Genomic DNA, 22,567 nt, shown 5'->3' with positions numbered 1-22,567 from the left:
CTGTGGCAGGTTGCATACTGTCAACGGACCCTGATGCCGCAAGCGGTGTTCTCGTCGGCGTCAGGCAGCGGCCAGGGGTTTTGCCATGCTCCGACTTTGCGGATTCATCGCTGCCTTCATCCTCGTCAGCCTCACAACCTTTGAGGCCTGCGCCGATCGAAGGGTCGCTCTCGTCATCGGCAATTCCGAATACCGTGACATCCCGGCACTCAAGAATCCGGCCAAGGATGCCGAGGATGTGTCGGCCACGTTCCGGCTGGCGGGCTTCGAGGTTTTCGTCGCTGAGAACCTCACCAAGCAGCAGTTCGAAGGCCAGTTCCGGGACTATCTGGCCGCCGTCGATGGCGCAGATCTCGCCGTCGTCTACTATTCCGGGCACGGCTTTCAGATCGGCGGCGAGAATTTCCTGATACCGGTCGATGCCTCGCTGAAGAAAGCGGCCGATATCGAGGTCCAGGCTATCAAGCTCAACGATGTGCTGGAGCAGTTGCGCTCGAAGTCGAAAATCCAGGTGATCATCCTCGACGCCTGCCGCAACAATCCCTTCCCGCGCAACAATTACTGGCTGCGTGACCAGCTTGTCACCGCCGGCAACACCGGGCTGGCGCAGGTGCGCAGCTCGCTCAACACGCTGATCGCCTTTGCCACCGAACCGGGCGCCGTCGCCTATGACGGCAGCGGTGACCTCAGCCCGTTTTCATCGGCCTTTTCGCGGCGCGCGCTGGCACCGAACCAGGAAATCCGCACGGTCATGTCGGCGGTGCGCCGCGATGTCGTGCAAGCCACCAACGGCATGCAGGTGCCTTGGGAAAACTCCTCGCTGATCGACGACGTGGTGCTGGTGCGCCGCAGCAACCGGCCTTCGCTGCCGCCAGTGCTGGAGAAGGTGGTGCTGTCGGGGGTCGGTCCTGTCGCCCTCGGCCTGCCGGAGCCAGTCGATGTCGATGGCGGCGCCATCACCGTCAGCATCGAAAGGCCACCCGCAATGGGCCGCCTGATCCTGGACGGCAAGGAGGTCGCGGTGGGCGAACCGATCGCGGGCAAGGACCTGCCGCGCCTGCAAATGGATGTCCCCAAGGGAGCCGCTACGCAGGACGAGGTGGATATGCTGGCCTATGCCACGCATGACAATTGGGGCGGCGGAAGCCAGGGCATATTGGTGTTCCGCGTCAAGAGCGGCGAAGGTGCCGCAGGCCAACAGATCATGGCCTCGCTCGAGGCCGAGCAGCAGCAACAGGTGCTGGAGCGCGGCATCCACATCACGGGTGCTGCCGAAGCGATCGAGAACCGCAAACTTGATGTTCCCGTCGGTGTCGGACCGGTTGCGCTCAATCTGGATTTCCCGACCGACGATCCGGCGGTCAGCCTGAAGGTCTCGGGATATCCGGCAACGGGAACGCTGTCGCTGCCGGATCGGACGCTCTCGCCACAATCGAGCTTGTTGGCCGGTGAAGTCGACCATCTTCGTTACGAGCCGCAGATCGGCGCCAACGCGCCGATCGTGGTTGGTTTCGAAATCCGCGCCGATAACAGTTCGTCCAAACCGGCGACGATGAAGATCTCGCCTGCGGTCGATGCCTGCGATACCGCGGCCGGCGAACCGCTCGACCTGCAAGGCGTGGTGCCCGGCCTGCTGCCGAACGAGATCGGCACCGGTGCCGTGGCGGCCTGCGAGGCCGCGGTGAAGACCTATCCCGATGTCGCCCGCTTCCGCTACGAACTCGGCCGCGCACTGCTTGCAGCCGGCAGGGTCGGCGAGGCCAAGGCAGCCATCGAGGACGCCGCCAAGAAAGGGCATGTTCGCGCCGTCTTCGAACTCGGCTACCTCAACGCGACGGGAACCGGAACGGCCATCGACCGCACCCAGGCCAACGCCCTCTACAAGGCTGCCGCCGACAAGGGCGATCCCTACGGTATGACGTCGTGGGGCCGCGCTTTGTTCAACGGCTATGGCGTCAACCGCGATACGGCCAAGGGCCTGGACCTGCTGCTCAAGGCGGCGGCCATGGGGCACACTTATGCCATGAACGATCTTGCCGCGATCTTCACCGAGGGCCGCAACGGCGTGCCTGCCGATCCGGCCCGCGCCGTCGCCTTCCTGCAGGCCGGCGTCCAGCGCCAAGACATGTATTCGATGAACCTGCTCGGCCGCAATTACCTCGCCGGCCAGGGCATCGACAAGGATCCGAAGACAGCGCAGGCGCTATTCCAGCAGGCCACCGATCTTGGCCAGCCCTACGCTCCCGGCAGTCTCGCCCGCATGTACAGGGACGGCGTCGGCGTGCGCCAGGACCCGGCGGAAGCGCAACGACTGTTCGAACTGGCGACCGCGCGCGGCGATCCGTCCAGTGCCTATGATCGCGCGGCGCTTGAAATGGCGAAAGGCGACACGGCCGATCAGGCTGTCGCGGTGCGTTTCCTGGCGTTCGCGGTCGCGCTCGACCTGCGCAAGGAACTTCCGGACGCCAAAAAGGGCCTGGCGCAGTTCGGGACGAAGCCGAAAACGGTAGCCTTGGACGCGCTGCGTCAAGAGCTCAAGTCGAAGATCCCCCCGTCCGGTTCGCTGGACACGCAACTGGTCAATGCGGCCCGGGGGGTCTGGGAAGAAGCCAATCCGCGTCGGGACTTGTTCTGAACAATGGAGGCCATGGTGGGCAAGGCATTGAAGCAGATTTTCATCGGAACAATTTTCTCCGGTATCCTCGCCGGGCTCATGGGCTGCACGTCGGTGTCGCCGATGTTTGAGCCGGCGCCGCCGGTGAAGCATCCCAAGGTGGTCCGCGTAGCGCCTCAGCCGAAGGTGATCCGATACAAGAAAGCGGCCACCGGCAAGGTGATCAAGCCGACGGAAGAGACTCCGCCAAAGCCGCCTGTCATTCCGGCTCTCGGCGGTGGCGGTGGCGGTGGCGGTGGCGGTGGCTGGGGTTAACGTCAACCAAAGCAGGCGCCCTGCTCACCGGCCCCAAAGGGTCTTGCTGAATTCCGCATGGGCCTTGGACAACGTCAAGCCGACGTCCTCCATCCAGGCCACGGCATTGGCCGGGCCGCGGACATTTGGGCGCAGTGCTGCACGGAAAGCGCAGCGGACGAACGCTGCCAATGCGGAGGCTGTGACCGCCGCCGGATCGAGCCTGCGAGCCATCGATGCCCGATGGGCCTGTTGCGTTTCGAGATAGCGGGCCAGCGCAATGTCGTGCCGCGACGGCGCGCCAACCTCCTGCCGGTCGCGCTCGGGGTGGTCATGCCAGATGGGCCATTCCGTCGAGCCGGGGTGTTGCACGGTGTCCTCCTGCGAAAAGAGATCCAGTGCGGACAATCTCCTCAACCGTCGTGAGAAACGCGTGCGAACCGGCGTGATGGAATCGTGAAAAGCGCTTCGGCGGCGGAAATAAGTGTTGAAATGGCGTAAGCTTGAGCGGATCGTCGGCGGCAGTGACCGTGGCGGATCCGATGACCGGGCCTTATCTTCACCTGCTGGGTGGTTTCGACTTTACGGGCGTGGGGGACGCGGTTCCGGCCATCAGCCGCAAGGCACGTGCGATGGTCGCCTATCTCGCACTCCAGTCGGGGCATTCGCAGTCGCGCGAGAAGCTGGCGACCCTGCTCTGGGGCATCAACAGCGAGGCGCAGGCGCGAATGAGCCTGCGGCAAGCGGTATCGTCCGTCAGGAAGGCCATGCAGGCGTGCGGCGGCGGCCGCTTCCTCACCGAGGGCGACAGCGTCGCTCTGCATCTCGACGGCCTTGATTTCGATGTCGCGCGGTTCGAGGCGCTGGTCGCGAGCCCGGCACCCGAAGACCTCGAACTGGCGCTCAATGTCTACCGCGGCGACCTGCTCGACGGTTTCGGTCTGAAGGAGGAGCCATTCGAGGACTGGCTGAGGATCGAACGCGAGAGGCTGCGGGCTTTGGCCGTCGCAGCGCTGGACAGGCTCGTCGCGCATTATGCCGCAACGAACGATCCCGCCGCATGCGTGCGCGTGGCGACACGCCTGCTGGCCATGGAGCCGCTGAGGGAGGACGTCCACCGCGCCCTGATGCGCGCCTATGCGGCGCAAGGCCGGACCAATCTCGCGCTGAAGCAATATGAGCAATGCCGCACTGCGCTTCTACGCGATCTCAAGCTGCACCCCGAGCCGGAGACGCGGCAATTGTTCGAGACGCTGCGGACACGCCGCACGATAGAGCCGGCACGCCCAGGCACGGCCGATATGGATGATGCTACCGGCTTCGCCGACCAACTCACGCGGCCGCAGACCCGCTACGTCAAATCGGCCGGGATCAACATCGCTTATCAGGTGACCGGCGACGGGCCGATCGACCTGATCTATGTGCCGGGATGGGTCTCCAACCTCGACCATGCCTGGGCTTCGCCGCGGCTTTCGCATGTACTCCGGCGGCTCGGCACTTTCTCGCGCCTGATACGCATGGACAAGCGCGGCACGGGGCTGTCCGACCGCAATGTCGGTTTACCGACGCTGGAAGAACGGATGGAAGACGTGCGGGCGGTGCTGGATGCGGTCGGCTCGAAGCGCACGGTGCTGTTCGGCAGTTCCGAGGGCGGCCCGATGTGCATGCTGTTCGCGGCGACCTATCCCGAGCGCACCGCGGCACTCGTGCTCAATGGAGCCTACGCCAGCGGCAGATGGTCGAAAGACTATCCCTGGGCGAAGACAAGCGCGCAGGTGGAAGGAGATCTGGCGCTCGTCGAGAGAGAGTGGGGAGCGGCGGCGGATATGAGCAACGCAGCGCCCAGTCTGATGAGCGACACGTTCGAGACAGAATGGTTCGCGACCTATCTCAGGAATTCAGCCTCGCCCGCCGACGCGATCGCGCTGTGGCGCTGGGGAACCGAAATCGATGTTCGCGACATTCTGCCTGCCATCCATGTTCCCACGCTGATCGCGCAGGCGACAGGCGACCGCTGGGTAAAGCGGGAAGAAGGACGCTACCTGGCGACACATATCGAATGCGCCAGATACGTCGAGTTCGCCGGTCGCGACCACGTGATCTGGGGAGAGAATTCCGATCGCCTTGTCGACGAAATCCAGGCTTTCGTCACCAGCGCCTTGCCGGCGGCTCCAGGCGAACGGCTGCTGGTGTCGGTGCTGTCCCTCGATATGACGGGCTCGCCTTTCGGCATCGAGCCGGCCGAGCGCCACGCCGAGGCGCTCCATGGTGAAATCCTCGCGGCCGAAGGCAGAGAGATCAGCCGATCGAACGGCAAGGTGCTCGCGGTGTTCCAGCGGCCAACGCGGTCGATCCAGTGCGCGATCTCCATTCGCGATCGCTTCCGGCGATCCGGTGTCGAAGTCCGCTCGGCGGTGCATATCGGCGAGTGCGAGCAGCGCGGCCACCAATTTTCCGGCGCGGCGATCGAGCTGTCGTTGCGGCTGCTCGATCATGCGCAGCCAGGCGAAATCATCGCGTCACGCACGGTGCGCGATCTCGTGGTCGGCTCCGGCCTTCGGTTCGAAGAGCGTGGCGAAATGGCAGCAAGTGGGCTGCCCGGCGCGTTTCTGGTCTATTCGGTCGATGGAGCGGCTTGAGCCGACAAGTCACCTCTTCCTCGCCCCAAATCGCAGCCCGTCCATCAGCAGCTTGACCAGCCGGCGCGAGCGGTCGCGCCAGTCCTTGGTGTCGGGGGCCGAGTAGATGCCGCCGAGCGCATGCAGCACGTCGGAAGCGTCGACATCGCTGCGGATCGAACCTTCGGCCGCCGCCGCCTCGACCAGTTGCCGCAACGCCAGCGACACCCGGCCCGACAAGTCGGAAAACACGGCGGAATTGGTGTTGAACAGGATGCGCAGGCTGGCCGCCAGGCCGCGCTTGGTGGCGATGTAATCGACGAAGCGCTGCATCCACTGTTCCAGCGCCATGTCGGCCGGATGGTGGCTGGCGAGGTCGTCGGCGGCCGCGCAGAGTGCTTCGACTTCCCGCCGATAGACCACTTCGACCAGATGCTCGCGGGTTGGGAAATGCCGGTAGAGCGTGCCGATGCCGACACCCGCCTGGCGCGCGATCTCCTCCAGCGAGGCATCGACGCCCTGCTCGGCAAAAGCCTTCGCTGCCACTTCGACCAGCCGATCGCGGTTGCGCTGGGCGTCGGCACGCAGCGGCTTTGGCGCTGCGGCTTCGCGCTTCTCGTCGGCGGTTTTGTGCAGGTCGTCCAATTTTTTCTCCACTCAACGCACATATGGGGCTTGAACCATGACAGTTCAGCCCCCACGTTAAATAAACGGAGGCGCCTCCGCTTTAGTGGAGTGCCTTTATCATATAACCAGGGGATGCGGTATGTCACGTGCTGAAGGACCGAAAGCTTCCCCTGCCCGCTGGAGAACCGGCGCGGCGAAGCTGGCGCGCTCTTGCCGCCCTTGCCGTCGCCCACCCAACCCATTTCAAACCCCTAGCGTCAAGCAACTGGAGCCAGACGCCTCATGACCGACCAAACCACCTCCACCACCATCCCGATCCATCTCACCGTCAACGGCCACGACCATAAACTGCAGGTCGAGCCGCGGGTCACCCTGCTCGACGCGCTGCGTGACCGCCTCGACCTGACCGGCACCAAGAAGGGTTGCGACCAGGGCCAGTGCGGCGCCTGCACAGTGCATGTCGACGGTGAACGTGTGCTCGCCTGCCTGACGCTTGCCGCACAAGTCGAAGGCCGCGAGATCACCACCATCGAAGGGCTGGCCGGTAAAGATGGCACGCTCAACGCCGTGCAAGCCGCCTTCCTCGACCGGGACGCCTTCCAATGCGGTTACTGCACGCCGGGACAGATCATGTCGGCGGTCGCCTGCATCCGCGAAGGCCATGCCGGCTCGGATGACGAAATCCGCGAATACATGGCCGGCAATCTGTGCCGCTGCGGCGCCTATCCGCACATCGTCGCCGCCGTGCGCCAGGCGGCACTGGAGGTCGCGTCATGAGGGATTTTTCGTACGTTCGCGCTGCTACACTCGATGCCGCACGGCAGGCAGCCGCCCTGCCTGGCGCCATACTGCTTGCCGGCGGCACGACGCTGGTCGATCTCGCCAAATGCGGCGTCGCCGAACCCGACAACCTGGTCGACATCACCCATCTCAAAGGGCTCGACGCCATCAAGGTCGACGCTGACGGTGCCCTGATCGGCGCGCTGGCCAAGATGAGCCACGTTGCCGACCACGCCGAGATCAAGAGCAGCTTTCCCGCGGTCTCCGAGGCGCTGTGGCAGGCGGCCTCGGCGCAACTCCGCAACATGGCGACCATTGGCGGCAATCTGATGCAGCGCACGCGCTGCCCCTACTTCCGTGATCCCACGAATTTCTCCGCTTGCAACAAGCGCTCACCCGGCAGTGGTTGCTCGGCGATCGGCGGCGTCACCCGTGGCCATGCCGTGCTCGGCACCAGCGACGCTTGCATCGCCATGTATCCCGGTGACCTCGCCACCGCGCTGGTCGCCTTCGACGCCACCGTGCATCTTGGCGAACGCCAGGTCGCGGTCGACGACTTTTTTCTCCTGCCCGGCGCCACGCCCGACAGGGAACACGCCATCGAGCCGGGCGAGATGATCACCGCCATCAGCATACCGGCTTCCGCCTCCGCCAGGCGTTCGACCTATCTGAAAGTCCGGGACCGGCAGTCCTATGAGTTCGCCGCTGCAAGTGCGGCGGTCGGCATCGACTTCGAAGCCGATGGCCGCACCATCCGCGACCTGCGCGTCGCGCTCGGCGGCATCGCGACAAAGCCGTGGCGGGCGCGTGCCGTCGAGGCGGCGCTTAAAGGCAAGGTGTTGGACGAAGACACGGTGCGCACCGCCAGCCTGCTCGCCGTCGAAGGCGCCGTCGACCACGGCGCCAATCACTACAAGATCGAACTGGCGCCGCGCGTCGTCGCCCGCGCCATCCTCAAGACGGGAGCCATGGCATGACCATTCACGACCCCAGAACCCGGCACGGCGACGCTTCGGACGGCACTGTCGATCAGGTCGGTGGGCGGCTGTCGCGCGTCGACGGCCCGGCCAAGATCACCGGCGCGGCGAAATACGCGGTCGAGCAGCAGCTGGAGGGCCTCGCCTATGGCGTGCTGGTCGAAAGCACGATTGCCTCAGGCAAGGTCCGTTCCATCGACACGTCAGCCGCCGAGGCAGCCCTTGGCGTGCTCAAGGTGCTGACACCGGACACGATCATGAGCCTCAAGACCGCATCCGATTGGTTCGGCACACCGCCGCCGGACAAGCCCTACTGCCCGCTGGGGCGCGACATCACTTTTTCCGGCCAGCATGTGGCGGCCGTTGTGGCAGAGACCTTCGAGCAGGCGGTCGCTGCCGCGGCCCTGGTCAAGGTCAGCTATGACGAGGCACCGGCCATCGTCGACCTCAGCGACGCCAAGGCCGGCGACGGCATCGCGATCGCCGCCATGACCAAGGAATGGGGCGACGCCCAGGCTGCCTTCGCCGCCGCTCCGGTGCACGTCTGCGGCGCCTATAACACGCCACGCGAATACCAGGCGCCGATGGAGCCGCATGGCCTCATCGCCCAATGGGAGGGCGACAAACTCACCGTGTGGGAGCCCAGCCAGTGGCTGGACGGCATGGCGCGAACCTATGCCGAATGGTTCGGTATTCCTTTCGAGAATGTGCGGCTGATCTCGCCGTATATTGGCGGCGGCTTCGGCTCCAAGGCGCTGGCGCTCGGCCATGGCGCGGTGGCTGCGGCTGCGGCCAAGATGCTGGGACGGCCGGTGAGGGTCGTGATGACGCGGCCGCAGACTTTTACCGGCTATGGCGGCCGCGCCGCGACCCGCCAGACGGTGACGATCGGCGCGGACCATGACGGCGTGATACAGTCGATCGTGCATCGCGGCGTCAATGAAACATCCATAGACGGCATGTGGGTCGAGCCGCTGGGCGTGGTCACCTCGATCATGTATGCGACGCCGAACTTCTCCTCGAAGCAGAATGTCGTGCGGGTGAATTCGGTGGTGCCCGGCGCCATGCGCGCACCCGGTGAAAATCCCAGCGCCTTCGGCATCGAGAGCGCCATCGACGAACTTGCCTATGAGGTCGGCATCGATCCGCTGGAGATCCGGCTCAGAAACTATGCCGAGCAGGATCCGGAAGCGAAAAAGGCCTGGTCGACAAGGCAGTTGCGCGAGGCCTTTGCCGCAGGTGCGGAACGCTTCGGCTGGTCGAAGCGCACGCCCGAGCCGCGCTCGATGCGCGACGGCAACCAGCTGATCGGCTGGGGCGTGGCGGCCGGAACCTACCCGGTGCGGCGCGCCTATGGCGAGGCCAAAGTGCGCATCCTGGCCGACGGTTCGGTCGAGGTCGAAAGTTCCTCGATCGACATGGGCCAGGGCACCTACACGATCCTGGCGCAGACGGCGGCCGAGACGGTCGGTGTGGCGGCCGACGATGTCGTGGTGAAGCTCGGGGATTCCCGATATCCCCGCGCCGGCGTCGCCGGCGGCTCGCGGCTCGCCGGCGTCATGACGGGCGCGGTCTACAAGGCGGCGACATCGGCGCTCGACCAATTGGTCGGGCTGGCGATCAGCGATCCGCGCTCACCCTTCCATGCGCTGCAGGCCAACACGCTGGTCGTCGCCGATGGCCGCATCACCGCGCCGCGCGGCGACGGTCCTGATGTCTCCATTGCGGAACTGCTCAGCAGTGTCGGCCGCGACCGGATCGAGGCCGTCGGCGATACCATGCCGGCCAATTCGAGCGCGCAGGATCGCTACAAGAACTACACCACCATCGCAACATCGGTGCCGCACACCGAGGGCGACTATTCGCGTCACTCCTGGTGCGCGCATTTCATCGAGGTGCGGGTTGACGAGGATTTCGGCACGGTGCGCGTGTCGCGCGTGGTGTCGGCGCTGGATTCCGGCCGGCTCTACAACCCGAAATTGGCCGAAAGCCAGTGGAAAGGCGGCATCATCATGGGCATCGGCCAGGCGCTGCTGGAAGAAGGCATCGTCGACCGCAGGCATGGCCGCATCGTCAACAACAACCTCGCCGAATATCTGGTGCCGACCAACGCCGATATCCCCGATATCGAGGTGATCTCGGTCGGCATTCCCGACCTGCATTCCTCGGTGCTCGGCGGCAAGGGCGTGGGCGAACTGGCAATCGTCGGCGTGGCGCCGGCGATCGCCAACGCAGTGTTCCACGCGACAGGCAAGCGCGTGCGGGATCTGCCGATCACGCTGGAGAAGCTGATCTGAGTTGAGCGAGCAATCTCCCCCCTCGAGGGGGAGATGGCCGGCAGGCCAGAGGGGGTCGTCTCGCGTGGAGCGCCGACCTTGATCTGCCGGCGACAAGAGGCCGCTTCCGGTCGAACCGACCCCCTCTGTCGCCTTCGGCGACATCTCCCCCTCGAGGGGGGAGATCGGCAGCTTCACCATTCCAATCCGAACGCCAGCTTGCCGAAATGCAGGCCGCCGGCGGCCATGTGGGCGTAGGCTTCGGTCGCTTGATCAGATGAAAACACCTTGTCGACCACCGGCTCGATCCCGGCCGCGCCGATGGCCCGGGCGGCGTCGCGAAGGTCGGACACCGATCCGGTGTTGTTGCCGATCACCTTCAGCGCCTTGATGATGATCGGCAGCAGATTGATGGTGGCCTCGGCGCCGGTGACGAAGCCGATGGTGAACAGCGTGCCGCCGGGCGCGGTGGCGTTGACCGCACGCGCGAAGGTGGCGGTGCCGCCGGTCTCGACGACGAGGTCGGCGCCGAGGCCATCGGTCAACTCCAGCACCTTGCTGTCCCAGTCCGGCGTCGCGCGGTAGTTGATGAGATGATCGGCGCCGAGCGCCTTGGCCCGCTCCAGCTTCTCGTCCAAAGACGAAGTGATGATGACGGTGGCCCCGGCCGCCTTGGCGAGCTGAAGAGTGAAGATGGAGACGCCGCCGGTGCCAAGCAGCACGACGACCGAGCCCGGCCCGACATCGGCGGCGCGGATGGCGTTCCAGGCGGTGGTGCCGGCGATCGGCAGCGTCGACGCCGCCTCGAATGAGAGATGCGCCGGGACTGGCACCAGCGAGTTAGCCGGCAGCGCGACATATTCGGCCAGCGACCCCGGCAGCGAGATGCCGCGCATCTGCGTCATCTCGTCAGGCCGCGGCCGACCGCCGATCCAGCGCGGCTTGGCATGCGCGACAACGCGGTCGCCCGCGCTGAACCTCGTCACGCCCTCGCCGAGCGCGACGATCTCGCCGGCGCCGTCGGCGACCGGAATGAGCGGGAAGCTCGGCCCGGGATAATTGCCGCTGGCCACGGCGACATCGACGAAATTGAGGCTCGCCGCACGCTGGCGGATCAGCACCTCGCCGCGCTGCGGTTCGGGGGTTGCGACGGTGGTGGCGCGGAAGGCGTCCAGCCTGGGCTGGCTCAGTTCGATGGCTTTCATGGTTTCACTCCAGAGGGACGATTGATGGATTGAGTGAACCTAGTTCCTGCGCTATTGCTGGATAATCCTTGCTTTCCGCAATTGAGAACTGTGAATCATGCAGCAATCCCATGAACCCGTGGCCCTTGCGGAAATGGCGGCCTTCGCCGCCATCGCCGAGGCGCGCTCCTTCACCAGGGCGGCGGCGCGTGTCGGACGCGACGCGACCATCCTGTCGCGGCGCCTGCAGTCGCTGGAGGCGCGGCTGGGCGTAAGGTTGCTCTCCCGCACGACACGCAGCGTGTCGCTGACCGAAGCCGGCGCCGAATTCCTGGTGCGCGTGCGCGCCATTCTCGCTGCCGTCGACGAGGCCGAGGCTGCCGCGTCGGCCCATGCCGGCGGCGGCCCGCGCGGCCTGCTCAGGCTGGCGCTGCCCGGCACGTTCGGACGCATGTGGATAGGGCCGCTGCTGCCTCAATTCCTTGCCGAATTTCCCGATGTCCGCATCGAGGCCGAATTCTCCAACCGCTTCGCCGATCTGGTCGCCGAGAATTTCGACGTCGCTGTGCGGCTCGGCGCGCTGGAGGATTCGCGCCTGGTGGCGCGCAAGGTGGCGACGCGGCGGCGGCTGCTCTGCGCCGCCCCCTCATATCTCGCCCGCAGGGGCAGGCCGGATACACCGCGGGCGCTGCTCGACCATTCCTGCCTTGGCTTCTCGGGCTTCCAGACCTTTCCGGCCTGGGAGATGACCGACCGCGAGGGCCGGCGCGCGCGCGTCGAGGTTTCGGGGCCGTTGGTCACCGACGATGCCGAGGTGCTGGTCGAGGCCGCCGTGCAAGGCGTCGGCCTGATGATGAGCACCGACTGGCTGGTCGGCCGCGAACTCGCCGACGGACGGCTGGTGCCAATCCTGGAAGACTGGACGCTGGCCGACGAAGGCGCGATCTATGTGGTCACGCCCTCAGCCAAGGGACAAGCCGCCAAGACGCGCGCCTTCGCCGACTGGATCGCCAAGCGCTTCGCGCCGGAGCCGCCCTGGCGGCGGTGAGAACTGAGGGCGAACCGCGGAGCTGCGGATCCCCCAGCTCGTGGGGGAGATGTTCGTCATGCCGGCTTTCACTTACCTATCCGGAATGTCCCAGTTCGACCGCTTAAGAACGTCGCTTGGTGGAAGGATCTCCTCGGTCTTGAGGTCCCGGCGCTGGATCTCATCGGCGACAAATTCCTCACGCGCTCCCCACGCCCCACCAATGCCGATTTCCAACGGGATCTTGTCTCGCGTCAGACACTGCGAGAAGTTGATATCAAATGTTCGCGGCGCCATGTCGAACCACTCGCATACCTCGCCGAGAATACTTTCCGTGCGACCGATGCTCTCGGGGACGATCCCATGGCCAGGGACAATCGACATTAGACCTCCGGGCCGGCATTCCCGGCACAGGAAGAGGCGCTCAAACGCGCCTCCCTTGGCGGCACTGAAGGACAGGCCCTGTCCCGTTCGGGCGTTCTGGATGCTTAGTTTTCGTCGGCCATCCGGATAGGATGTTTCATCGTAGATCCACGGATCGTGCCGCCGCATTACCCTGACCGCACCTCTCCATTGCATCTGAATGGCGAAATCCGGTGGCTGCTCGACGGCCGTTGCAGCCGGCTGGTCGTCGAAGTGCAGCCATTGGGCGACGTCGAGCAGGTTGGCAGGCAGAGCGACCTCTTCCGCGGACACAGGTCGGCGTTCGAGTTTGACAAGCGTTGCCTGAAGAAACGGCGAACCGTTCACAAACACCCTGGTGGCAATCTCGATGCCATCGGCTGTCAGGCAACTCAGCCATTGCGGTCCGGGGTTTCGCGTGCCTGGATCGCGGCGCAGGATTTCCCGTACATCGCATCGCTCGCCACCGTGCGTCTCGGTCTGTCCGGTCTCGATCACCCCGCGAATTCTCTCATAGGATGTCGATGTCTCACGACTTATCGAAACAGGCGAATAGCCGGTCTGCGAATCCCCGCCGAAAGTGACTGATATCTGGTTTGCCGGATTTCCATAGGTTGTGGCTTGCATTTCGTCGACACGGACCCAGCCGCCATGATGCGTGACGATCCTCGTATGGACTCCGGTCGATCCTGCCGATGGTTGGACCGTCATAATCGCGACATAGTCGGGGACATCAGCGGAGGGCGAATAGGGAATGTCACCTGCCCTCGCCATGGAACTTGCGAGCACCAAGCCCATCATGAACGATAGTCTCGTCATGGCTCTCCCCCACGCGGCTGCTGGCCACAAGATTTCCGGCAAGAGCGGCGATTTTGCGACGGCCTGCGAAGGGCGCAGCCGGGCCCTGCCCTACTTCCCACCCTGCCCCTTCATGAACTGGCTGAGTAGATCCACCGGCAGCGGGAACACCACCGTGGACGAGCGCTCCCCGGCGATGTCGTGCAAAGCCTCGAAATAGCGCAGCTGCATGGCCTGCGGCTCGGCCGCCAGCATCTTGCCGGCCTCGACGAGTTTTGCCGCCGCCTGCTGCTCGCCATCGGCATTGATCACCTTGGCGCGCCGCAGTCGCTCGGCTTCGGCCTGCTTGGCGATGGCGCGGATCATGCTTTCGTTCAAGTCGACGTGCTTGATCTCGACATTGGACACCTTGATGCCCCAGGCATCGGTGCGCTGATCGAGGATCTCCTGGATGTCGCTGTTGAGCTTGTCGCGCTCGGCCAGCATCTCGTCGAGCTCGTGCTTGCCGAGCACCGAGCGCAGCGTGGTCTGCGCCAGCTGGTTGGTCGCGGCCATGAAGTCCTCGACCTGGATGATCGCCCGCTCGGCGTCGACGATGCGGAAATAAAGCACCGCGTTGACTTTCACCGAGACGTTGTCGCGCGAAATGACGTCCTGCGGCGGCACGTCCTGCACCACCACGCGCAGATCGACCTTCACCATCTGCTGGACGAAGGGGATCAGGATGATGAGGCCCGGTCCCTTGACCCCGGTGAAGCGGCCGAGCGTGAAAACCACGCCGCGCTGATATTCCCTGAGGATGCGGATGGCCGCGGACAGGAACATGATCACGACCAGCGCCAGGATCAGATAGGCGACATAACCAACCATCATTGTCTTGCTCCATTCCTTCCCGCGTCGCGGCGCCGCACCGTCAGCACGAGGTCGCTGATGTCGGTCACCTCGACGCTGTCGCCGGCCGCGATCGGCTCGTCGGCCTTTGCGCGCCAGCGCTCGCCCAAGGCCAGCACATGGCCCTCGCCGCCCTGCCAGTCGAGGATCTCGGCCGGCACGCCGCGCATCGCCTCGCCGCCGACGCGCGCTGGGTTCTTGCGCGCCGCCCAGACATAGGTGCCGGTCAGCAGCGCCAGCCCAAGCGTCAAGGCTGCGGCGGGACCAATGACGGCCCACGACATGGCAAAGCCCGGCCCCTCTACCCTCAACAGCATGGCCGCCCCGAACAGGAAGGCAGCCACGCCGCTGAGCCCAAGCACGACGGTGGGGTTGAAGGCCTCGATGACGAGGAAGGCGATGCCGAGCAGCATCAGGGCAAGGCCGGTATAGTTGATCGGCAGGAGGTCGAGCGCATAGAGCCCGAGTACCAGGCAGAGGGTGCCGATGACGCCCGGCGCCACGGCACCCGGGCTGGTGAACTCGAAGACGATGCCATAGACGCCGACCAGCATCAGGATGACGGCGATGTTGGGATCGGTGATGACGGAAAGCAGCTGGATGAACCAGCCGGGTTCCAGCGCCTCGACCGGCAGCCCTTTGGTCGCCAGGACCACTTTTTTGCCCGCCACATCGACCGTGCGCCCATCGGCCAGTTGCAGCAGCTCGGTGGTGTCGTGGGCGATGAAGTCGATCACATGTTCCTGCAGCGCCGCATTGGCCGACAGGCTCGCCGCTTCGCGCACGGCCTTCTCGCCCCAATCGCCATTGCGGCCGCGCAGTTCGGCGAGCGAACGGATCAAGGCAACCGCGTCATTGGTCACCTTGGTCATCATCGCGTCGCCCGCTGGCCGTCCGGTGGCGTCCTTCTCGTCCTTGGCCGGGCCGTTGTCCTTCTCGCCACCAGGAAGCGCCGGCAGCCCGCCCATCTCGACAGGCGTCGCGGCGCCCAGATTGGTTCCCGGCGCCATCGCCGCGACATGGGTGGCGTAGAGGATGTAGGTGCCAGCGCTCGCCGCATGGCCGCCGGCCGGCGCGACATAGCCGATGACGGGCACCGGCGAGGCGAGGATGTCGGCGATCATCTCGCGCATCGAGGTGACCAGCCCGCCAGGCGTGTCAAGCTGAAGGATGAGGACCGCGACATCGCGCTTGGCGGCGACGTCTAGCGCTTCCTCGAGCTGCCTTGTGCTTGCCGGCCCGATGGCGCCGTCGATGGCGACGCTCAGCGCGACCTTCTCGCTCCCGGCTGATGAGAAGGGAGAAACGACAGCCGCGACAACGAAGGCCGCAGCAAAAAGGGCCACCCGCGCGAAGGTCACGCTCAAAGCTCCATAGATTCAATATGGGTTGTATTTTGGCGAAGTCCATGGGGAGTGGTGCCGATGATTGGCGAACGCGGCTAAGCGCAATCTCAGGGGGAGATTGCGCCCGCGGTCGTTTTCGCCAACTATCGGCGTAACGCCCGGCTTCGGTTATTGTCTGTGATCCGGGCCGCGGATGCCTGGGTGGCCTGGGGGAGATCATGAGAAGCGGATTGGCGAAATTCATCGTGGTCGTCGCGGCCACACTGCAGGCCGCGCAGCCGGTGTTCGCGGCGCCGTGCGGCTGGACCGCGAAGATGGAGGAAGACGAGGGCGGAAGCGTGCTGACGGCCTCGGTGTGCGGCGGACCGAAGGCCGATGCGCATCTGATGCTGGTCTGTTTCGAGAAGCCGGTGCTGAGCTACGATCTTGGCCCCTCCGGCCAGCAGCTGGAGCCTGGCATCAGCGGCTCCTTCACCTTCAAGGCCGGCGACAAGAGCGTCACCAAAACACTCCAACTCGAGGCGATGTACAATTATTTCACGCTCGAATTGTCAGGTGCGACCGATCCGCTGCTCGCTTTGTTGCGAGGCAAGGGCGACGTCACGGTTACAGCCGACAAATACGGCGAGAACAGCTTTCCGTTGACGGGGTCGAGCGCTGCCATCGGCAAGGTGCTGGCGCAGTGCGGCAAAGGTTCAGCCGGCGACGCTGACTGAGGCCATGGCCCTGACCGAATTACTGCATGGAGATGGCGGGCTTTGAGCCCGCCATTTTGTTTGCCGGTGAAGAGGCCCTGCCCTTGCGTCTCGCCCGCCGATTGACCAATCTCGCCGACACTGTCACGAGCCGCGGTCGGGGGGATCGCATATGCCTACGCTCTATGCACTGAAACCGGCCTTTCAGACCAGGCTGCGGCCGCTGGCCGACCGGCTGGCCGGCGCCGGCGTCACCGCCAACCAGATCACGCTTCTTGCCGCCGCGCTGTCCATCGTCACCGGCCTGGTGGTCGCCGCCTTTGCCGGCCATCGCGCGATTTTCTTTTTGATGCCGGTGGTGCTGTTCATCCGCATGGCGCTCAACGCCATCGACGGGATGCTGGCCAGGGAACATGCGCAGGCGTCGAAACTCGGCATGTATCTCAACGAACTCTGTGACGTCGTCTCCGACCTGGCGCTGATCCTGGCCTTTGCAAGCCTGTTCCCAGCCTGGGGTGTCGTGGCTTTCGCCATCGCCGCCATGCTTGTCGAGTTCGCCGGCGTGCTCGGGGTCGCCGCCGGCAGCGGGCGCAACTATGCCGGGCCGTTCGGCAAGAGCGACCGGGCGCTGGCGCTCGGCGTCATTGGCTTCCTCATCGCCTGCGGCCTGTGGGTCGAGGCGATCGCGCCCTTTGTGTTTCCGGTCTTGGCTACACTGTCGGTCGCAACCGCCATCAACCGGATACGCAGCGGCCTTAGAGCGGGCGGCGCCTGATGCCCAAGCGTCAGCAGCCCGACCGCCAGAGGGGAACCATGATCCACCAGACCATCAATGGGGCAGCACCAGCAAGCATCACGCGCGTGGTGCAGGAGCGGACCTTCAAAAGCCATGACGGCACCGAGATATTCTACCGCTACTGGCCGGCCGCCGGATCGACGCCCAAGGGTGCGATCCTGCTCTTCCATCGCGGCCACGAGCATGGCGGCCGCATGGCGCATCTGGTCGACGAACTCGCCATGCCCGATCATGCCTTCTACGCCTGGGACGCGCGCGGCAATGGCCGCTCGGCCGGCGAGCGTGGCTATGCGCCATCCTTCGCCGCCCTGGTGCGCGACATCGACTGCCTGGTGAGCGAAATCAGACGAGATGGCTTTGGCCAGCGCGACATCGCATTGATCGCGCAATCCTTCGGCGCCGTGCTTGCCGCCGCCTGGGTGCATGACTATGCGCCTGACATCCGCGCGCTGGTGGTGGCCTCGCCGGCCTTTTCGGTAAAACTCTATGTGCCCTTCGCCAAGGAGGGCATTGCGCTGTGGCAGAAGCTCAAGGGCCGCTTCTTCGTCAATTCCTACGTCAAGGCGAAGTTCCTGACGCATGACGCCGAGCGCATCGCTTCCTTCGACGCCGATCCGCTGATCACAAGGCCGATCGCCTCCAACATCCTGGTCGAACTCTACGACCATGCCGCCCGCATCGTCGCGGACGCCCGCGCCATCACCGTGCCGACGCAATTGCTGATCTCGGGCAGCGACTGGGTGGTGCGGCATGGGCCGCAGCACGAGTTCTTCGTCAATCTCGGCAGTGCCGCCAAGGAGCGGCATGTGCTGCCCGGCTTCTTCCACGACACGCTGGGCGAGCGCGATCGCAAGCTGGCGCTGGACCTGATCCGGCCGTTCCTCGAAAAGCAGTTTGCCGCGCCGGAAAAGACTATCGACCTGACGTCGGCCGATCGTTCCGGCTATACCCGCGACGAAGCGGACCGGCTGGCCTCGCCGCTGGCGCTGCTGTCGCCCAAGGGCCTCTACTGGGCGATGAGCCGCGCCTCGATCCGCATGGGCGCCTGGCTGTCTTCGGGCATGAAGACGGGCATTGCCACCGGCTTCGATTCCGGCTCGACGCTCGACTATGTCTATGAGAACGAAGCGCGCGGCACCGGCTTAATCGGCCGCATGATCGACCGCACCTTCCTCGACGCCATCGGCTGGCGTGGCATTCGCCAGCGCAAGCTGCATCTGGAAGAACTGATCGGCAACGCCGTCGCCAGCCTGAAGGCAGCCGGCCGTCCCGTCCATATGCTCGATATCGCCGCCGGCCATGGCCGCTACGTGCTCGATGCCGTCGCCAAATGCGCCGAGTTGCCGGCGAGCGTGCGGCTGCAGGATTACTCCGAACTCAATGTCGGCCTCGGCTCGAAACTGATCGCAGAGCGGAATCTGCCAACCAGCGTCAGCTTCCACAAGGCCGACGCCTTCGATGCCGAGATACTGGCCAGGCAAAAGCCCGCGCCGGATCTCGCCATCGTCTCCGGGCTTTACGAATTGTTCGCCGACAATACGATGATTTCCCGCTCGCTCGGTGGACTGGCCAGCGCCATGCAGCCCGGCAGCCTGCTCATCTACACCAACCAGCCATGGCATCCGCAGCTGGAGATGATTGCGCGCAGCCTGACATCGCATCGCGGCGGCCAGGCCTGGGTGATGCGGCGGCGCACGCAAGGCGAGATGGACCAGCTGGTGAAGGCGGCCGGTTTCGAGAAGATCGACCAGCGCATCGACCAGTGGGGAATCTTCACCGTTTCAGTCGCACGGCGCGTCTGAGACCATGGGCCTGCCTGTCACCGACCCTGCCCCCGCCCCGGCGCGGGAACCCTATTCCGGTGTCGTGCTGAGGGCCGCCCTTTGGCTGGCGCTGCTGGCGCCGACCTTCTATTCCACCTATGGCTTTGCCAACTGGCTGGCATCGCGGCGCGACCATGTCGGTAGTGTCGTGTTTGGCTGGGAACACGCCATCCCATTCATCGCCTGGACGATCGTTCCCTACTGGTCGATCAATCTGTTCTATGGCCTGTCGCTGCTGCTCAACACGACCAGGCGCGGCGTCGACCGGCTCGCCGGTCGCTATCTGACGGCGCAGATCATTGCGGTCTCCTGCTTCACCGCGTTTCCGCTGACGGCGACCTTCGTGCGGCCGGCAACCACCGGCCTGCCGGGCTTTCTCTTCGCCGTGCTCGGCGGCTTCGACAAACCCTTCAACCAGGCGCCATCCCTGCACATCGCACTCCTGGTGATCATCTGGGACCACTGGCGTCACGTTCTGGTACGCCACCGTCTCGGCGCCATTCTCGGCCCCATCTGGCATGTCTGGTGTTTTCTCATCGGCGCTTCGGTGCTGACGACCTGGCAGCATCATTTCATCGACATTCCGACCGGCGCATTACTCGGCCTGTTTGCCTTGTGGCTGTTTCCAGGCAAGGGTGAATTGCCTTTCTGGAGCTTCAGAGCGACCCCCGACCCAAAGGCGCGGCGACTGGCGGGTTACTATGCGCTCGGAGCCGCCCTCGCCCTGGCCGCCGCTGCCGGCGGGGCATTTGCCTCCGCCGTCTCGCTCATCTTGTTGTGGCCGGCGCTGGCACTGGCCATCGTTGCCTTTGCCTATGCCGGGGCCGGCGCGAAAGTATTCCAGAAGGCGGCCGATGGCAGCGTCTCGCTGGCCAGCCGGATCCTGCTCCTGCCCTACCGGCTCGGCGCCCGGATCAATGTGTGGGCCTGGACCCGCCAACTGGCGCCACAAGCGGAGATCACCGACGGCGTTTCCTTCGGCCGGTTTCCGAGCCGAGTGGAGGCCAACCGCTTCGGCACCGTGATCGACCTTGCCGGCGAGCTGGAACGGCCGCGCGGCGTGACCTGCCGGTGGATCAGCTATGCCATGCTCGACCTCGTGGAGCCGCCGCATGACAGGCTGGAGCGGGCGGTGGCGGCGATCGAGCTGGCGCGCCGGCGCGGCAGCGTGCTGGTCTGCTGCGCGCTCGGCTTCCAGCGCAGTGCGGCCATCGTCGCCGACTGGCTGGTTGTGACCGGGCGCTCGCAAACGGCCGCTCAGGCGCGCAAAAATCTCGCTGCATCGGGCCGGCCGGTGCATCTTCATGGCGAGGCGGACGAAGCGGCATGACTGGCGAGTATCCCGAGAAAGCCGAGGCGTTTGCCAGCAGGCTGATGGTGCAGGCCGCATGGCCGATCCTGCTGGTGGTGGCCGCCATCATGGCAGCGCCGGTCATCGGTCTGGTCGCCGCTCCGCACACAACAGCGCTGTCGGCGGCGGCTTGGCTGGTAGCGGCGGCGAATGCCGTGGTTACGCTCGCTCTTTCGGCCTTGCTTTTGTTCGACGCGCTGCTCTTCCGACTGATGGCAAGCCACGCCACCGAGGCCGCCGGCGGCGCCGCGGTCGACGATGTGCTGGCGCGCATGCGGCTGAAACCCACAGCTGCCGGCGGCCGTACGCTCGATCATCGCATCGCAGGCACGCGCCGTCTGCTGGTGAAGCAGCGCATCGCCTTCGGCCTGTTTGTGGTGGCGTCATTCGTCGCGGCATACTTTTGAGCCCGGCCATGACAAAGCTTCGCATTCGCGCCAACACCTTCACCTTGCTGCAGACGGTGACCTCCGTCGGCCTATCGGCGATGGCCTGGGTGGTGACGGGCGTCAGGCCTATCTGGAACGGCAGCCAGCCATCGGAGAGGCAGCGCATCTACTTCGCCAACCACGCCAGCCATGGCGATTTCATCCTGCTGTCGGCCTGCCTCAGCGAGAAGGTGCGCGCACGTACGCATGCCGTCGCGGCGGCCGAATATTGGGGCAAGTCGCGGCTGCGTCGCTTCATTGCCGAGGACATGTTGTCGTCCGTTCTCATCCACCGGCAGTGGACCGACGAGACGCAGAACCCGATCTCGATCATGCTGTCGGTGCTCGATGACGGCCATTCGCTGATCCTGTTTCCGGAGGGCACACGCAACACGACGGAGGCGGATCTGCTGCCGTTCCGCTCCGGCCTCTACAATCTGTCGATGGCGCGGCCCGACGTCGAACTCATCCCGTGCTGGATCGAGAACATGTCGCGCGTGTTGCCCAAGGGCCAGTTCCTGCCGGTGCCGCTTCTTTGCCGCGTCGTCTTCGGTCCGCCGGTGGCGATCGAGCCCGGCGAGGAGCGCCGCGCTTTCCTGGAGCGCGCCCGCCAGACACTGCTGTCGCTCGACCCTCGCCCCGATCGGGACGACTAGCCATGACCAGGCATAGAGACTTCGCATGATGCTGCCGCCAATGCATGAAACCGTCATCCTGCTGGTAGGCCTTGTCTGCGTGCTGACCACGGCGAGCGTCGTTGCCGGCATCCTGTCGTGGCGGGCGCCGAAGCCGCTGCCCTCGACACTCGTCAACCTCAACCAGCGCATCAATGCCTGGTGGGTTATGGTGCTGGCGATCACCGTCGCCTTCTTCTTCGGCCGCACCGGCATGACCATCCTGTTCGCGCTGATCTCGTTTGCGGCGCTGCGCGAATTCGTGACGCTGACGCACAGCCGGCGCAGCGATCACTGGGTGCTGCTCGGCATGTTCGGCATCATCATCCCTTTCCAGTACTGGCTCGTGTGGACCGCCTGGTACGGGCTCTTCACTATCTTCATCCCGGTCTACTGCTTCCTGCTGATGCCGGCGATCACGGCGCTCAACGGCGACACCGAACGCTTCCTCGAGCGCGTGTCGGCGCAGCAATGGGCGGTCATGATCTCCGTCTACTGCGTCAGCCACGTGCCGGCATTGCTGACGCTCGACGTGCCAGGGTTCGAGGGCCGCAACCTGTTGCTCATCGCCTTCCTGATCATCACCGTGCAAGGCAGCGACGTGCTGCAATACATTTTCGGCAAGCTGTTCGGCCGGCATCTGCTGTCGCCGTCCGTCTCGCCGTCAAAGACCTGGGAAGGGTTGGTCGGCGGGCTGGTGGCGTCGAGCCTGCTCGGCGCGCTGCTGTCGTTCCTGACGCCGTTCTCGCCGCTGGCGGCGGCCGGCGTCGCCTTCATTGCCTGCCTGATGGGATTTCTCGGCGGGCTGGTCGCGTCGGCCATCAAGCGCGACCAGGGGGTCAAGGATTGGGGCCACCTCATCGAGGGCCATGGCGGCATGATGGACCGCGCCGACAGCCTGGTCTTCGCCGCACCGGTGTTCTTCCACATCGTCCGCTATTTCTGGACGGTGTGAGGGCGGCGCGC

At 65.2% G+C, this 22,567-nt stretch carries 20 protein-coding genes; 14 read left to right on the top strand and 6 right to left on the bottom strand.

The features are described from left to right. Positions 1-85: 85 nt before the first annotated feature. Both ACWTU9_RS18840 and ACWTU9_RS18835 read left to right on the top strand, forming a co-directional pair. Positions 86-2,635, top strand: coding sequence for a caspase family protein (locus ACWTU9_RS18840; protein WP_455859583.1), 2,550 nt, complete (start codon positions 86-88; stop codon positions 2,633-2,635). Between the two features lie 12 nt (positions 2,636-2,647). Then, positions 2,648-2,929, top strand: a complete 282-nt coding sequence (locus tag ACWTU9_RS18835) for a hypothetical protein (protein ID WP_455859582.1) — start codon at positions 2,648-2,650, stop codon at positions 2,927-2,929. 24 nt (positions 2,930-2,953) lie between these two features. Here ACWTU9_RS18835 and ACWTU9_RS18830 read toward each other — a convergent pair whose 3' ends face one another. Next, positions 2,954-3,316, bottom strand: coding sequence for a hypothetical protein (locus tag ACWTU9_RS18830; protein ID WP_455859581.1), 363 nt, complete (start codon positions 3,314-3,316; stop codon positions 2,954-2,956). 134 nt (positions 3,317-3,450) lie between these two features. On the opposite strand from ACWTU9_RS18830, the gene ACWTU9_RS18825 reads away from it, so the two are divergent. Continuing rightward, positions 3,451-5,547 carry an alpha/beta fold hydrolase gene (locus ACWTU9_RS18825; protein WP_455859580.1) on the top strand — a complete coding sequence of 699 codons (2,097 nt, stop codon included), beginning with the start codon at positions 3,451-3,453 and terminating at the stop codon, positions 5,545-5,547. Positions 5,548-5,556: 9 nt separating this feature from the next. On the opposite strand, the gene ACWTU9_RS18820 is transcribed toward ACWTU9_RS18825, so the two are convergent. Next, a complete protein-coding gene (locus ACWTU9_RS18820; protein ID WP_455859579.1) occupies positions 5,557-6,183 on the bottom strand; it encodes a TetR/AcrR family transcriptional regulator in 627 nt (208 codons plus the stop codon). 252 nt (positions 6,184-6,435) lie between these two features. Here ACWTU9_RS18820 and ACWTU9_RS18815 point away from each other — a divergent pair, with 252 nt between their 5' ends. From ACWTU9_RS18815 to ACWTU9_RS18805, 3 genes are read left to right on the top strand one after another with little or no spacing between them, the layout of a single operon-like run. Next, positions 6,436-6,930 carry a (2Fe-2S)-binding protein gene (locus ACWTU9_RS18815; RefSeq protein ID WP_455859578.1) on the top strand — a complete coding sequence of 165 codons (495 nt, stop codon included), beginning with the start codon at positions 6,436-6,438 and terminating at the stop codon, positions 6,928-6,930. Next, a complete protein-coding gene (locus ACWTU9_RS18810) occupies positions 6,927-7,910 on the top strand; it encodes an FAD binding domain-containing protein (RefSeq protein WP_455859577.1) in 984 nt (327 codons plus the stop codon). The genes ACWTU9_RS18815 and ACWTU9_RS18810 overlap by 4 nt, the downstream gene beginning before the upstream one ends. Then, positions 7,907-10,207: a xanthine dehydrogenase family protein molybdopterin-binding subunit gene (locus ACWTU9_RS18805; RefSeq protein ID WP_455859576.1), complete on the top strand. Its 2,301-nt coding sequence runs from the start codon at positions 7,907-7,909 to the stop codon at positions 10,205-10,207. The genes ACWTU9_RS18810 and ACWTU9_RS18805 overlap by 4 nt, the downstream gene beginning before the upstream one ends. 173 nt (positions 10,208-10,380) lie before the next feature. Here ACWTU9_RS18805 and ACWTU9_RS18800 read toward each other — a convergent pair whose 3' ends face one another. Beyond that, on the bottom strand, positions 10,381-11,391 hold the full coding sequence (locus tag ACWTU9_RS18800) for a zinc-dependent alcohol dehydrogenase family protein (protein WP_455859575.1): 1,011 nt from the start codon (positions 11,389-11,391) through the stop codon (positions 10,381-10,383). 97 nt (positions 11,392-11,488) lie between these two features. Here ACWTU9_RS18800 and ACWTU9_RS18795 point away from each other — a divergent pair, with 97 nt between their 5' ends. After that, positions 11,489-12,418 (top strand): LysR family transcriptional regulator, encoded by a 930-nt coding sequence (locus tag ACWTU9_RS18795; RefSeq protein ID WP_455859574.1) that lies wholly within the window; start codon positions 11,489-11,491, stop codon positions 12,416-12,418. A 72-nt stretch (positions 12,419-12,490) separates the two neighbouring features. Here ACWTU9_RS18795 and ACWTU9_RS18790 read toward each other — a convergent pair whose 3' ends face one another. From ACWTU9_RS18790 to ACWTU9_RS18780, 3 genes are all read right to left on the bottom strand, one after another. After that, positions 12,491-13,618, bottom strand: a complete 1,128-nt coding sequence (locus ACWTU9_RS18790) for a hypothetical protein (protein WP_455859573.1) — start codon at positions 13,616-13,618, stop codon at positions 12,491-12,493. 90 nt (positions 13,619-13,708) lie between these two features. Then, the gene (locus tag ACWTU9_RS18785; RefSeq protein ID WP_455859572.1) at positions 13,709-14,470 is read right to left on the bottom strand and encodes a slipin family protein; all 762 of its coding nucleotides are present in this window, start codon (positions 14,468-14,470) and stop codon (positions 13,709-13,711) included. Then, positions 14,467-15,849 (bottom strand): NfeD family protein, encoded by a 1,383-nt coding sequence (locus tag ACWTU9_RS18780; RefSeq protein WP_455859571.1) that lies wholly within the window; start codon positions 15,847-15,849, stop codon positions 14,467-14,469. Before ACWTU9_RS18780 ends, ACWTU9_RS18785 begins: the two co-directional genes overlap by 4 nt. A gap of 203 nt (positions 15,850-16,052) precedes the next feature. Here ACWTU9_RS18780 and ACWTU9_RS18775 point away from each other — a divergent pair, with 203 nt between their 5' ends. The 7 genes from ACWTU9_RS18775 to ACWTU9_RS18745 all read left to right on the top strand — a co-directional run bounded on the left by ACWTU9_RS18775 (position 16,053) and on the right by ACWTU9_RS18745 (position 22,556). Next, the gene (locus ACWTU9_RS18775; protein WP_455859570.1) at positions 16,053-16,550 is read left to right on the top strand and encodes a hypothetical protein; all 498 of its coding nucleotides are present in this window, start codon (positions 16,053-16,055) and stop codon (positions 16,548-16,550) included. A gap of 151 nt (positions 16,551-16,701) precedes the next feature. Beyond that, entirely contained in the window at positions 16,702-17,304 is a 603-nt protein-coding gene (locus tag ACWTU9_RS18770; protein WP_455859569.1) for a CDP-alcohol phosphatidyltransferase family protein, read from the top strand. A gap of 41 nt (positions 17,305-17,345) precedes the next feature. Further along, positions 17,346-19,127, top strand: coding sequence for a bifunctional alpha/beta hydrolase/class I SAM-dependent methyltransferase (locus ACWTU9_RS18765; RefSeq protein WP_455859725.1), 1,782 nt, complete (start codon positions 17,346-17,348; stop codon positions 19,125-19,127). A 4-nt stretch (positions 19,128-19,131) separates the two neighbouring features. Then, positions 19,132-20,478, top strand: a complete 1,347-nt coding sequence (locus tag ACWTU9_RS18760) for a phosphatase PAP2/dual specificity phosphatase family protein (protein ID WP_455859568.1) — start codon at positions 19,132-19,134, stop codon at positions 20,476-20,478. Next, positions 20,475-20,906, top strand: a complete 432-nt coding sequence (locus tag ACWTU9_RS18755; protein WP_455859567.1) for a hypothetical protein — start codon at positions 20,475-20,477, stop codon at positions 20,904-20,906. Before ACWTU9_RS18760 ends, ACWTU9_RS18755 begins: the two co-directional genes overlap by 4 nt. An 8-nt stretch (positions 20,907-20,914) precedes the next feature. Continuing rightward, positions 20,915-21,583 (top strand): lysophospholipid acyltransferase family protein, encoded by a 669-nt coding sequence (locus ACWTU9_RS18750; RefSeq protein ID WP_455859566.1) that lies wholly within the window; start codon positions 20,915-20,917, stop codon positions 21,581-21,583. A 40-nt stretch (positions 21,584-21,623) separates the two neighbouring features. Beyond that, complete coding sequence (locus ACWTU9_RS18745) at positions 21,624-22,556, top strand: phosphatidate cytidylyltransferase (RefSeq protein WP_455859724.1); 933 nt, start codon at positions 21,624-21,626, stop codon at positions 22,554-22,556. The last annotated feature ends 11 nt before the right edge of the window (positions 22,557-22,567 follow it).

The organism is Mesorhizobium sp. 128a (assembly GCF_053848025.1).
This window is presented reverse-complemented; position numbering and strand designations above follow the sequence as displayed.